The organism is Parasphingorhabdus marina DSM 22363, from assembly GCF_900128895.1.
GTDB classification, from domain to species: domain Bacteria; phylum Pseudomonadota; class Alphaproteobacteria; order Sphingomonadales; family Sphingomonadaceae; genus Parasphingorhabdus; species Parasphingorhabdus marina.
Map to the genome: position 1 here is coordinate 216233 of NZ_FSQW01000001.1, position 13408 is coordinate 229640.

Consider the following 13408-nt stretch of genomic DNA (forward strand, 5'->3'; position numbering starts at 1 on the left):
CGTCAGGGAACAGGGCGGCACGGAGGACCTGGATGACGCTCTGGCTGGCCATTGCCATAGCCCTGATCTATTCGGCCGGCCTGTTTGCGCTGGCCGTTGCGGGTGACCGGGGCCGGATCCGGCTCAATGAAACCCGGAGCGCGCTGGTCTACGGCCTGTCGCTCGCCGTCTATGCCACCAGCTGGACCTTCTATGGTGCAGTGGGAACTGCGGTCACGGGAGGACTCGAATTCCTGCCGATCTATCTCGGACCGATCCTGCTGTTCACGCTGGGTTATCCGATCGTGCGCAAGACATTGCGGCTCGGAAAGGCGATGCACAGCACGTCAATCGCCGATTTCCTGTCCACACGCTATGGCAAGAGCGGGTCGGTCGCCGCACTGGTGACCGTCATCGCAACGATCGGCCTGCTGCCTTATGTCGCCCTGCAACTCAAATCCGTCGCCCAGACCCTGACCGAACTGTCACCCGATATCCGGCAGAATATCGGCACCAGTGACGTTGTGCTCGCGGTTGCCGGGATCATGGCCCTGTTCGCGATATTGTTCGGGACGCGCAGTGTCGATCTGACCCGGCATAACCGCGGGCTGGTCCTGACCATCGCGGCGGAAGCGATCGTGAAACTCTTCGCGCTGATGATCATGGCCGGGTTTGCCATCTGGCTGATCTGGAATATCGAACCCGGCAGCAGCGCCGCGCCGGTCAACCCTGCAGAAATTTTTGCGGCGGACCAGATGGATGCGCGATTCTGGGTGCTGACGCTGATCGCCTTTTGTGCGGCCCTGTGTTTGCCCCGGCAATTTCACATGACCGTTGTCGAGGCCACGGTCGACAAGCCGGGACGCCTGATGCAATGGACATTCCCGATCTATCTGGCGATCACCACGCTCGCCGTCTTCCCGATCACCATGGCCGGCCTCGCCTATCTCGACGGCGCCCGGAGCGCGCCCGACATGATCATGCTTGCCCTGCCACTGGCACAAGGCCTGGACTGGCTCGCCATTGCAGTCTTTATCGGCGGGTTTTCGGCGGCAACGGGGATGATCATTGTCACCACCATCGCCCTGTCAGCGATGATCACCAATGATCTTGTCGTTCCCGTTGTCTACCGGTTGCGCCAGGGGACAGGCGACAGCACTCTCACCATGGGGCAACAATTGCTGTGGGTGCGCCGCAGCGTGGTTCTCGGCTTTCTGGCGCTGGCCTATCTCTATTATCGCACCATCGATAACAGCGCGACGCTGGCCGGACTGGGCACGATCTCCTTTGCCGCGGTGGCACAATTCGCCCCCGGACTGATCGCCGGGCTCTACTGGAAATCCGCCAATCGCAACGGGATGATGGCCGGACTCAGCGCCGGATTTGCCAGCTGGTTCCTGCTGCTCATTGTGCCGGCCTATCTGGGCGGCGATCCCCTGATCGCAATTTCCGGGGACCCGCTTGTATCCGGCGTGATCATCAGCCTGGTCGCCAATATCTCCCTGTTTGCGCTGGTGTCCGTCGCGACCCGCCCGAATCTTGTCGATCAGGCCCAGGCCGCCAGTTTCGTCGCCCTCGATCGCGAACTCCCGCAGGACAAGATCGGAACCAGCGGCAAACGTGTCGCCGACTTCCGGTTGCTGCTGGAACAATTTGTCGGGAGCGACAACGCCCGGGCCACCCTGACGGCTCTGCGGCAAACCACAGGCAAAGGCTATAATGACCTCGATCGGGCAGATGCGGCGCTGGTCGAAATGTCGGAACGGCAGCTGTCGGGGATATTGGGCGCCTCCTCCGCGCGTTCGCTGATCATATCCACGCTCGAAGGCGACGCCGTGCCACTGGAAGAAGTGGTCGCCATGTTCGACGAAACGTCGCAGCGCCTGCAGTTCAGCGGCGAATTGCTGCAAACCGCGATCGAGAATATCGACCAGGGTGTTGCTGTGGTCGATCAGGATATGCGGCTGGTGGCCTGGAACAGCCGCTATGTTGAAATGTTCGGCCTGCCGGAAGAACTGGTCATCGTCGGGCAGCCGATTGGCGACCTGATCGCGCATAATCTTGGTCGGACCGAACCCGACGGGAATCTTGTGGCAGAGGAGGTAGAGAAACGGCTGGGCCATATGCGCGCCGGGCGGCGCCATGCGCTGGAACGCGAACAGCCCGATGGCCGGGTTCTGCGGATCATGGGCAACCCGACTCCGCAGCAGGGCTATGTCACCAGCTATACCGATATCACTGCGGATCGCCGGCAGGAACAGGCGCTGGAAACCATGGTCGAGGAGCGGACCCGGCAGCTCACCGAAGCCAATGCCGCGCTGGAAAAGGCCACCCGGTCCAAGACCCGCTTTCTGGCCGCGGCGAGCCATGATCTGGTCCAGCCGATGAATGCCGCGCGTCTATTTACATCGGCCTTGTCCGAAGAAATTGATGATGGAAACGAAACATCACGCCAGCTGGTCAGCCAGATCGACCACAGTATTGAAATGGCGGACAAGCTGCTCCGGACCCTGCTCGACATTTCCAAACTGGATGGCGGTGGACTCAAGCCCAATCCCGTAACTTTTTCAGTGCAAGAGCTTTTTGATGATCTGCGGACCCAGTTCGAAGGGCGCGCGGCAGACGAGAGGCTGGATCTCCGGGTGGTAGGAAGTTCCACCTGGATCAGCGCGGACAAGGGCATGCTGGCGTCGATCATGCAGAACCTGATATCCAATGCGCTGCGCTATACCGAGCAGGGCCGGGTATTGCTGGGCGCACGGCGGCGCGGCCAGAAGATCGAACTGCAGGTCTGGGATAGCGGGCCGGGCATCTCCCAGGACGATCTGGAAAGCGTTTTCGAGGAATTCCGGCAACTCAGATCTCACAGCAACAGCGAGGGAGTCGGCCTCGGGCTGGCTCTGGCCCAGAGGCTGGCCCGGTTGCTGGGTAGCGAGATCCAGCTGGTTTCCACCCCGGACAAGGGCAGCTGTTTTTCGCTGACTTTGCCCGAGACCGCACCGGAGACGGAGCCAGCGCGACCGGTTGCGGTTCCGGCAACGCCATCAGGATCATTCGATGATCTGGAGATATTGTGCATCGACAATGAGCCAAAGGCGCTGGAGGCCCTGTCCGGACTCCTGACCCGCTGGGGGTGCGAGGTCGCGACGGCCACGCGGCTGGATGAGGTGGAGACCGGCTGCCCGGATCTTCTCATTCTCGACTATCAGCTCGACAATGACGTGACCGGGGACGAAATTTATGCCGGGTTGACGGAAAGGTGGGGAAAGAAGCCGCCAGTAATTCTGCTGACTGCCGAGGATACCGACGCCACGCTGGCGCTTTGCCGCAATCTCGGATTTGAACGGCTGCTCAAACCGGCGTCCCCGATGGCGCTCCGCGCACTGATGGGGAGTCTGGTCAGACCATCATCGAAGAAGGAAAAGACGGCCGACGCCGCGTCCTAGGGCAATTGCGTAGCCGGTTCGGCGACATCCAGCTTTTGGGCGATCAGCACTGCCTGAGTCCGGTTGATCACGCCCAGCTTGCGGAATATCGCGGTAATATGCGCTTTGACCGTGGCTTCGGTAATCTCCATCTGGAAGGCGATCTGCTTGTTGAGCAGGCCTTCGTTCATCAGCAGCAGGATTTTGCGCTGCGCCGGTGTCAGGCTTGCCAGGCGCGAGAAATCATCGGACTCGTCCTCCCCTTCTGCCGCACATGACGGATGGAACCAGATGTCTCCGTCGCGAACGGCGGAAAGCGCACGGCACATGTCATCCAGTGACGCAGATTTCGGGATGAAGGCCGACGCGCCGAGGCTTTGTGCGGCGCGGATGACACGATCTTCTTCGCTGGCGGAAACCACCGCCACCGGCATCGCCGGAAAATCCTGACGGAAGTCCAGCAATGGTGCCAGCCCCTCGCTGTCGGGCAGGTGCAGGTCGAGCAGCAACATGTCGCACGGACCGTCATCCAGTGCCTGCCTCGCCGAAGCTATGGTTTCTGCCTCAATCACCTCTCCATCCGGCCAGATCTTGCCGACAGCCTGTGCCAGAGCGCTGCGAAAGAGCGGATGGTCATCGGTGATGATGAAGCGCGACATGCTATCTGTTTAACCGCCCTTCAATCAGACTATCAACCACATTCGGGTCCGCCAGCGTCGAGGTGTCACCCAGAGATCCGAAGTCATTCTCCGCAATCTTGCGCAATATGCGCCGCATGATCTTGCCCGACCGGGTCTTCGGCAGGGCCGGCGTCAGGTGGAGATGGTCCGGCGTGGCGATTGGTCCGATTTCCGTCCGGACATGTGCCCGAAGCTCTGCCGCCAGTTCATCCGAAGGGTCTTCGCCAGCGTTCAGCGTAACATAGCAATAGATCCCCTGTCCCTTGATATCGTGCGGATAACCGACCACCGCAGCTTCGGCGACCCTCGCATGGGATACCAGCGCCGATTCGACTTCCGCTGTGCCCATCCGGTGCCCGGACACGTTGATCACGTCATCGACGCGTCCGGTGATCCAGTAATAGCCATCCGCATCGCGGCGGCAGCCATCGCCGGTGAAATATTTGCCTTTGTAGGTCGAGAAATAGGTATCGATGAAGCGCTGATGATCGCCATATACGCTGCGGGCCTGTCCCGGCCAGCTGGCGGTGATGCAGAGATTGCCGTCGGTCGCCCCGTCCAGCACGTCGCCTTCATTGGTCACCAGCTGGGGCTGGATTCCGAAAAAGGGCTTGCCGGCACTCCCCGGTTTCATGCCATGCGCCCCGGGGAGCGTTGTAATCATGATGCCGCCGGTCTCTGTCTGCCACCAGGTGTCGACAATCGGGGACTGGCCCTCGCCGACAACATTATAATACCAGCGCCACGCTTCGGGATTTATCGGCTCACCCACCGTCCCGAGCAGACGGATGGAGGACCGGTCGTGCTTCTGCACCGGTGCATCGCCCTCGCGCATCAGCGCCCTGATGGCCGTCGGCGCAGTATAAAATATGTTGACCTGATATTTCTCCACCACTTCCCAGAAACGGCTGTGGTCGGGATAGTTTGGCACACCCTCGAACATCACTTCGGTCGCGCCGTTGATCAGCGGGCCATAGACAATATAACTGTGGCCGGTCACCCAGCCGATGTCCGCCGAACACCAGAAAACCTCGCCGAGCTGATAATCAAAGACATATTGAAAGGTGGTCGCGGTCCAGACGGCATAGCCGCCAGTGGTGTGCAGCACGCCTTTCGGTTTGCCGGTAGAGCCCGAAGTATAGAGAATGAACAGCGGATCCTCCGCATTCATCGGCTCGCAGGGGCAGTCTTCGGAGACGTCCGCACGGATATCGTGATACCAGTGGTCGCGCCCCTCCTGCATGTCGATGGGGATGTCAGTGTGATGGATCACCAGCACCGCCTCCACGTCCACCTGAGCCAGGGCGGCGTCGACATTCGCCTTGAGCGGGACCGGCTTGCCGCCGCGCAATCCGCCATCGGCACAGATCACGAATTTGCTCTCGCAATCCTCTATCCGCCCGGCCAGCGCATCCGGTGAGAAACCGCCAAATACCACCGAATGGATTGCCCCGATCCGGGCACAGGCGAGCATGGCAATCGCGCCTTCCGGAATCATCGGCATATAGATGGTGACCCGGTCGCCCTTCCGGACACCGATTTTTTTCAGGCTGTTCGCCATCATGACAACTTCTGCAAGCAGCTCGGCATAGGTGATGACCCGGCCTTCCCCTTCCGGGTCATCGGGTTCGAAAATCAGCGCCGTCACATCGCCCTTGCCCGCTGCCACATGCCGGTCCACGGCATTGTGACAGATGTTCAGGACACCATCTTCAAACCATTTGATCGCCACCGGATCATAGGACCAGCTGGATATGGTGCCAGGCTCGGTGATCCAGTCCAGACGCCCGGCCTGCTTCGCCCAGAAACCGTCCGGATCGGAAAGGCTTTCCTGATAGAGACGGTCATATTCCGGTCCGTCACAATGGGTGTTCTGGCCCAAGGCCGGCGGCAAAATGACCTCCGCCTCTCGAGTCTTTTCCGCTACGTCGTTCATCCCGCCATCTCCCGCTTGCGACTCTGTCCTTTGCCTTGAAGATAGAGCAAAGCGCCGGTTCGGGCATTCAGACATTGGTCGTATAGACCATTGGCTAATTTCGCGCCGCCAGCGCCTGTGCCACCCCAAATGCAACAACATTCCGGGGAGGATCTTGTGGCACATCGCAAAATACACATGGCAAAAATGCTTCTGCTGGCCGGCAGTATCATGACAACTGCTCCGGCCTTCGCACAGAATGATGACGTCAATGCCCGGCTCGACCGGCTGGAAGGGCTGGTCAACATGCTGGTTGAACGGCTCGACCGCCAGGAACAGGCTGTCAGCCAGGAAGACGCGGCGCTGGCGCGGCAGGCCCGGCAAGCGCTTCAGGAAACCCGGCAGCTGGCAACCCGGACAGAAGCGGTAGAGCAGCAGGTCGCGGAACAGAAAGCCGCAGGCCCCGATAACCGCGGCTTTAAAGTGGGCAACACCCGGGTCACCTATGGCGGATATGTCAAGGTCGACGCGATCAGCGAACGCACCAGCGGCGGCCAGGTGGCCTCCAACAGCATTGCGCGCGATTTTCTGATTCCCGGCCTGATCCCTGTCGGGGGCACGGCTTCCGGTTTCGACACCGATTTCAGCGCCCGGCAAACCCGGTTCTTCCTGAAAACCGAAACCGATGTCGGAGATGGTCACAAGATCGGATCCCATATCGAGCTGGATTTTATGGTGACCGCCGGTGGCAATGAACGTATTTCCAACAGCTTCACCCCGCGTGTCCGGCAGGCCTATATCACCTTTGACAACTGGCTGTTCGGCCAGACCTGGTCGACTTTCCAGGATGTCGGTGCGCTCCCGGAAGCCCTTGATTTCATCGGTCCGACACCGGGCACGGTGTTCGACCGGCAACCGATGGTACGATACACAAATGGTGGCTTGCAGATTGCGCTCGAACAGCCGGAAACAACCATCACTTCGGCGACCGGCGGGCGTGTCATTGCCGGGGATGACAATATTCCCGACATCGTGGTGCGCTATAATCACAAGGGCGATTTCGGGCATCTCACCGCGGCGGCCATTGGCCGGAACCTGCGCGTCAACCAGGATGATTTCGGCCTGATCAACGACAGCGCTATTGGCTTCGGCCTGAGCCTGTCCGGCAAGCTGAAGGTCGGCTCAAAAGACGATTTCAAGTTCATGGCGACAGCGGGACAGGGCCTGGGTCGCTATATCGGACTGAACATCGTTAACGATGCTGCGGTTCGCGCCGACGGCAGCCTTGATCCCATTGCCACCTATTCCGGCTTTGTCGCCTACCGGCATTTCTGGGCCGACAATGTCCGATCCACGCTGTCGGGAAGCTATTTCAAAGCGGATAATCCGGTTGTCCTGACGACCGGCAGTGTGACCGATGAAAGCTGGAATGTATTCGGCAATATCGTCTATTCCCCCGTCGCTCCGCTGGATCTCGGCATCGAGTACATGTTTGCGAAACGGCAACTGGAAAATGGCGCATCCGGGAATCTGCAAAAAGTCCAGGTCTCGGCCAAGTATAAGTTTTAGGCTGCCAGCGGGAACCCCCGAGCAGACAGACAGGGTAGCATCCTTGTCCTTTGGAAGCGCTTGAGGATCCACTTCTCACGGACTTCGTTCGAACACGGACCGCGGCCCGGCCAATTGCATGCGCTGACTGTCCCATATCGAGACAGTTGCCGATGGCCGGGTTTGTCAATCGGGAGCGAATCTGTTAGCCATTCTTTCAGGAATCACAGAGGCATGAGGCATTCCGGCCAGGTACCTGTTGCGTGGCATTTCAGACAAGATTGAGGGGTATATCTATGAAGAAGTTACTTTTGGCCAGCACGGCAGCTTTTGTAATGGCGACTTCAGCCAATGCAGCCACCTTTGTCGGTTCGCGAACCGTTGCGGGCGGAACTGCTGACCTGTCCATTACGACCGATGGAACCGTTGGCACGCTTGGTTCCGCCAATATTCTCGACTGGACGATTACCGTCACCGATTCTTTCGGGTCTTTCACATTGTTCGGACCACTGAGCGGCGGCAATTCTGGCCTGCTTTTGACCGGATCCGGCCTCTCGGCGACAGCCACGGACCTGCTTTACGACTTCGGTAGCAACGGCCTCGCCCTGTTCCAGAGCCCCGGCACAGGTTCCGGCGGTCCGTTCTACTGTGTGCAGTCTTCCTCAAATTGCTTTGACAGTGGCGGATTTTTGGGACCTGCCGAGGCGCTTTCTTCCATTGCCTGCTGTGACGCAGGTGATCAGGAACGCATGGCCATTCGCGGCAGTGTGGTATTGGCGTCCGTCCGCAACGCGGTCCCGGAACCCGGAACCTGGGCGATGATGATTGCAGGCTTCGGGCTGGTCGGCGGAGCCATGCGCCGTCGTCGCAAGGTCAATGTAAAGGTCAGCTACGCCTGATCCGCAAGCGCATGCCGGATGACCCCATCCGGATGCAGTCAATTTAAAAACCCCGCTGGTGAAAACCGGCGGGGTTTTTTGTTGGATGCAGGCCGTAGCTATTTCTCGTCCCGCTCCAGAAATTCCTCGCGGATCATGAAATCGCGGATGCCGATGCGCACTTCGCGCAGGAACTGCACCAGTGCCATGGACAGCAGGATCACCGCGACCAGAAACGCGCCGGCAACAACCTGATCGAGCGGCAGGTTGCCAACCAGGCCCATGGTGAACAGCAGGCCGATCAGGACACAGACAACAATCGCGCTGATCACACTGAGATAGATTGCGCTGTTGACCAGTTTGATGCGTTTCTGGAGGTCATGCAACTCATTGACGATCAGGTCATGCTCCTTGCCTTCGGTCTGGCCAAACAGGTCTTGCAGCACCCGCGAGCGGTCGATGATCCGCGCCAGACGTCCCGCGAACAGGGCGAGCATGGCACCCAGGCCAACGAGAAGAAAAGCCGGAGCCATCGCGGTTTGCAATACCGTCACGATTTCGGAACTGGCGATGGCGGGCAGAGCTGGTGTCATGCCTTCATCCTGATTCTGAGAGCCAGCCCTTCGCTTGGCTGCTCATCCCAAAGCGAAAGCGCAAATCTCTCGGCATCGGCCCGCGCGCGGACCAATAGGGATTCGGGAACTGCTGCATCGGCAAAAATCTGGTCCGCCTGACCCAGCAACCGGGCCTGCCGGATGGTCAGATCATCGGGATCCGCGCTCGTCAGTTCAATATCGATCACCTGTGACAGGGAGGCGGCACTCGGCATGGCAAGCCACTGGTCGACATCCGTCTCATCCTTGCCGGTGAACACGTCCAGCGGACCGCCGGGATCGAGTGCCGCATCAATCGCCCGGCGACGGTCGCCCCCCGCCGGCCAGATCTCCCGGATCCTGTCCCGCGCGGCATGCAGCGCCTGCGCAAGGCTCCCGAGATTTGCAGGAAACAGCTGTTCAAGACGCTGACGCACGGCCTTTGCCAGACCGGCAGATTTGCCGCCCGTTCCAACTGCGATCAGAACCGGGTCGCGATCAATGATGGCGGGCGTCGTATAGTCACACAGGGCCGAACGATCGACGGCATTGACCAGCAATCCCCGGGCTTTCAGCCGGTGGACAGCGGCCAGCGCCTCTTCTTCGTCCTCAATCGCCACCACGGCCAGCATGGCATCCTCGGCCGCCTCGTCATCGGTCAGCTCGGCCCCTGCCCGCTCATAAAGCCGCCGCTTGGCATCTGCCATTTCGCCTGTGCCCAGCAGGATCACCTTGCGCCCTTCGAGCGTAACAAAGATGGGCAGCTGTTTCACGTCATCCGCCCTGTTTCAGCCAGTCCGGAACATGCTCAGCCGCCATGATCGTCGCCGGTTCTATGCGTTCCGCAACCACCGCATAGCGATCACCATCAACCAGCACTTCGGGCACCAGCGGGCGGCTGTTATAGGTGTTGGCCATGGTCGCTCCATAGGCGCCAGCGGTACGGAAAATGCCGAGATCGTCGGTCACCACCCGGTCCACTTCGCGCTCTTTCGCGAAAATATCGCTGCTCTCGCAAATCGGCCCGACGATGGAAGCGGTCATGGTTTCACCCGTCGGTCGGACGGCTTCGAAATGGTGCCATGCATCGTAAATGGCCGGGCGCATCAGGTCATTCATCGCTGCATCCACGATCACAAAATCGCTGTTCACCCCCGGCTTGATACGGATAACCTGCGTCATCATCACGCCGCTATTCCCGGCAATGACCCGGCCGGGCTCGAACATCAGGGTCACGTTCCAGCCTTTCGTGACCCGTGCGACCATGTCGCCATAATCCGCCGGGCTGGGCGGGTTCTCGTCCGGCGTATAGGGCACACCGAGCCCGCCGCCGAGATCGACATGGGTGATCTCGTGACCGGCACCGCGCAGCTGCTCGACCAGCTGTCCCATCCGTTCATAGCATTTCTCGAGCGGTTCGAGCTGTTGCAGCTGACTGCCGATATGGACAGCCACCCCGCGCAGATCGAGCCCGTCGAGCTCCGACAGACGCTGATAGATATCGGGAGCAATATCGATCGCCACCCCGAACTTGTTTTCCTTCTTGCCGGTCGAAATCTTGGCGTGGGTACCGGCGTCGACATCCGGATTCACCCGCAAGGTGGCGGGCGCCTTCTGCCCTCGCGCCGCCGCTATTTCGGCGAGCATGATGCCTTCTTCTTCGGATTCCAGATTGAACTGCCCGATCCCCCGGTCGAGACCGAGCAGCAGTTCCGACCGGCTCTTGCCGACGCCGGAGAAGACAATGTCTTCGGCTTTCATGCCGGCAGCAAGGGCACGCTCCAGTTCTCCCCCCGAGACAACATCCGCGCCATATCCCTGATTGGCAAGAATGCGCAGCACCGCCAGATTGGGATTGGCCTTGACCGCAAAGGCGAGATGGATATCGCCCGCCTTTTCCAGCCCTTCCCGAAACACCCGGGCATGGCGCTCCAGTGTCGCCCGCGAATAGACATAGCAGGGCGTGCCCACCTGCTCGGCAATGACCGGCAGGGGCAAGTCTTCTGCATGCATCACGCCATCGCGATATTGAAAATGATCCATGGTGTCAGGCCCCCGGTGTCGGCGCGTTCAGTGTTGGCACATGCCGGTTGGCAATGTGAGTATTACGATTCGGAATATAGGTGTTCAGCCCGGAGGCGGAAGGTCAAATTTGTCATCCTGACGCTTTTCGGAGCGGCGCAACAGTTCATCGCTGCGCTCCGGCCGCGCCTGGGTTGCCGGTTCGAGAAGCTGCTCTGCCGTGTCCGGTTGCGCTTCGCCATATGTCGCCGGTGGCAAAGACTGGCCCTGGGGCGGTTCGAGCGGACCGCGATTGCCACAGGCGGACAACAGAGCCAGGCCAGCCACACACCCCATGCGTATCAAGATTGGTGTCATGTCAATTCTCCCCGGCCAGCTTTTGTCTCGCGGCAACAATCTGCGCCCGCACCTGAACCGGAGCTGTCCCGCCATAGCTGGACCGGCTCGCAACCGAGGCGTCTACACTGAGCACATCATAGACAGCTTCGGTGACCCGTTCGTCCACCGACTGGAAGCGCGAAAGCTCAAGATCAGCGAGGCCGCAGCCCGCCTCTTCGGCCATGGCGACAACCGCACCAGTGACGTGATGCGCTTCCCGGAATGGCAATCCGGCTTCCCGGACCAGCCAGTCGGCAAAGTCGGTTGCGGTGGCGAATCCGGATTCGGCGAGCGCGCGCATGCGGTCGGTCCGGAAAGCGACTTCCTGCACCATGCCGGTCATCGCGGCGATCGACAGTCCGAGCAGATCATGGGCCTCGAACACCGGCGGCTTGTCATCCTGCATGTCCTTGGAATAGGCGAGCGGCAGGCCCTTCATCGTCATCACCAGCGCCTGCATCGCGCCCGCGATCCGCCCGCTATGGCCGCGCACCAGTTCCGCGGCATCGGGATTGCGCTTCTGCGGCATGATCGAGGAACCGGTGGAATAGCTGTCGGGGAGATCGACAAAGCCAAATGGCTGACTGGCCCAGATCACCAGCTCCTCCGCAAGGCGGGACAGATGCAGGCTGCACTGCGTGGCTGCCATCAGATAGTCGAGCGCGAAATCGCGATCTGACACCGAGTCCAGCGAATTGGCGGTGGGCCGGTCAAAATCGAGCATCGCAGCCGTCTTCTCGCGATCGATCGGAAACCCCGTTCCGGCCAGCGCAGCTGCGCCCAGTGGGCTTTCATTGAGCCGCTGCCGCGCATCAGCGAAGCGCGACCGGTCACGGGCAAACATTTCGAAATAGGCCATCAGATGATGACCCAGCGTCACCGGCTGGGCTGACTGCAAATGGGTGAAGCCGGGGAGGATGGATTCGGCATGCTCTTCTGCCCGGTCGAGCAAGGCATTTTGCAGGGCCAGCAATCCCGCATCGACCTGGTCCATGGCGTCCCGGACCCAGAGCCGGAAATCGGTTGCCACCTGGTCATTGCGAGAGCGGGCGGTATGGAGGCGCCCGGCCACGGGTCCGATAATTTCGGTCAGCCGCGCCTCGACATGCATGTGAATGTCTTCCAGATCGAGATCTTCGGCAATTTCACCTGCGCCAAATTCCTCGGCGATCTGGTTCAAGCCGCGAATGATCCGGGTGGCGTCTTCCGCTTCGATGATCTGGCATTCCGCCAGCATCGCGACATGGGCCAGCGACGCGCGAATGTCCTGCTGCCATAACTTCTTGTCGAACGGGATTGAGGCGTTTATCTCGCGCATGATTGATGAAGGGCCATCGGCAAACCTGCCGCCCCACATACTGTTGGAATCTGATGTGCGATTGGTGATGCGAATATTCCTGCTGATAATGATGCCAATGGCGCTGTCTGCATGCGATAGAGGTTCATCCGAAACGGAGCAAGAAAATGCTGCGTCCGATATGGTCACGACCGACGGGGAGACGACAGAAAGCGACAGCGGCCTGGTCGGCAAGCTCGACATTTCGAAGCGCGGCAGCCCGGTCGTCGACACGCCGTTCCAGGCACCTGACGGATCCACGGTGCGCTTGTCCGATTTCACCGGTCAGCCGTTTCTCGTCAATATCTGGGCGACCTGGTGCGCACCCTGCATTGTCGAAATGCCGATGCTGGATGAGCTGGCGATGCGCGAAAAGGGACGGCTGCAGGTGCTGGTCGTGTCGCAGGACATCCAGGGCAAGGAGAAAGTGGATCCGTTTTTCGAGCGCGCCAATTTCCGGATGCTCGAACCCTATATCGATTCCGAAAACGGCCTGAGCTTCGGCTTTGGATCCGGCCTGATGCCAACAACGGTGCTTTATGATGCCGAGGGCAAGGAAGTCTGGCGCGTGGTTGGCGCCATGGAATGGGACGGCCCCCGCGCCGCGATGCTGCTGGCAGACACGCTGGCCGGGCAATAGAATCTGGTCGGCTC

The 13408-nt window shown here is 60.3% G+C and carries 11 protein-coding genes; 4 read left to right on the forward strand and 7 right to left on the reverse strand.

Annotated features, from left to right (window positions below):
• Positions 1–32 precede the first annotated feature (32 nt).
• A complete protein-coding gene (locus tag BUQ90_RS01120) occupies positions 33–3425 on the forward strand; it encodes a hybrid sensor histidine kinase/response regulator (RefSeq protein ID WP_074203328.1) in 3393 nt (1130 codons plus the stop codon).
• Here BUQ90_RS01120 and BUQ90_RS01125 read toward each other — a convergent pair.
• A complete protein-coding gene (locus tag BUQ90_RS01125; RefSeq protein ID WP_074203329.1) occupies positions 3422–4063 on the reverse strand; it encodes a response regulator transcription factor in 642 nt (213 codons plus the stop codon). The two genes, BUQ90_RS01120 and BUQ90_RS01125, sit on opposite strands and share 4 nt — an antisense overlap.
• Position 4064: 1 nt before the next feature.
• Positions 4065–6020: an acetate--CoA ligase gene (gene acs, locus BUQ90_RS01130; protein ID WP_074203330.1), complete on the reverse strand. Its 1956-nt coding sequence runs from the start codon at positions 6018–6020 to the stop codon at positions 4065–4067.
• Between the two features lie 177 nt (positions 6021–6197).
• Here acs and BUQ90_RS01135 point away from each other — a divergent pair, with 177 nt between their 5' ends.
• Positions 6198–7568 (forward strand): DcaP family trimeric outer membrane transporter, encoded by a 1371-nt coding sequence (locus BUQ90_RS01135; RefSeq protein ID WP_074203331.1) that lies wholly within the window; start codon positions 6198–6200, stop codon positions 7566–7568.
• 275 nt (positions 7569–7843) lie between these two features.
• Positions 7844–8446, forward strand: a complete 603-nt coding sequence (locus tag BUQ90_RS01140) for a PEPxxWA-CTERM sorting domain-containing protein (RefSeq protein WP_084192415.1) — start codon at positions 7844–7846, stop codon at positions 8444–8446.
• Positions 8447–8544: 98 nt separating this feature from the next.
• Here the strand turns inward: BUQ90_RS01140 and BUQ90_RS01145 are convergent, their stop codons facing one another.
• From BUQ90_RS01145 to argH, 5 genes are all read right to left on the reverse strand, one after another.
• On the reverse strand, positions 8545–9018 hold the full coding sequence (locus BUQ90_RS01145) for a DUF2721 domain-containing protein (protein ID WP_074203333.1): 474 nt from the start codon (positions 9016–9018) through the stop codon (positions 8545–8547).
• Positions 9015–9791 (reverse strand): precorrin-2 dehydrogenase/sirohydrochlorin ferrochelatase family protein, encoded by a 777-nt coding sequence (locus BUQ90_RS01150; RefSeq protein WP_074203334.1) that lies wholly within the window; start codon positions 9789–9791, stop codon positions 9015–9017. The genes BUQ90_RS01145 and BUQ90_RS01150 overlap by 4 nt, the downstream gene beginning before the upstream one ends.
• Before the next feature lies 1 nt (position 9792).
• Positions 9793–11061, reverse strand: a complete 1269-nt coding sequence (lysA, locus tag BUQ90_RS01155) for a diaminopimelate decarboxylase (RefSeq protein ID WP_074203335.1) — start codon at positions 11059–11061, stop codon at positions 9793–9795.
• Positions 11062–11145: 84 nt separating this feature from the next.
• Positions 11146–11397, reverse strand: coding sequence for an LPS translocon maturation chaperone LptM (lptM, locus tag BUQ90_RS01160; RefSeq protein WP_074203336.1), 252 nt, complete (start codon positions 11395–11397; stop codon positions 11146–11148).
• A 1-nt stretch (position 11398) separates the two neighbouring features.
• Entirely contained in the window at positions 11399–12775 is a 1377-nt protein-coding gene (argH, locus tag BUQ90_RS01165; RefSeq protein WP_074203337.1) for an argininosuccinate lyase, read from the reverse strand.
• Between the two features lie 121 nt (positions 12776–12896).
• Here argH and BUQ90_RS01170 point away from each other — a divergent pair, with 121 nt between their 5' ends.
• The gene (locus BUQ90_RS01170; protein ID WP_159437002.1) at positions 12897–13394 is read left to right on the forward strand and encodes a TlpA family protein disulfide reductase; all 498 of its coding nucleotides are present in this window, start codon (positions 12897–12899) and stop codon (positions 13392–13394) included.
• Positions 13395–13408: the final 14 nt, after the last annotated feature.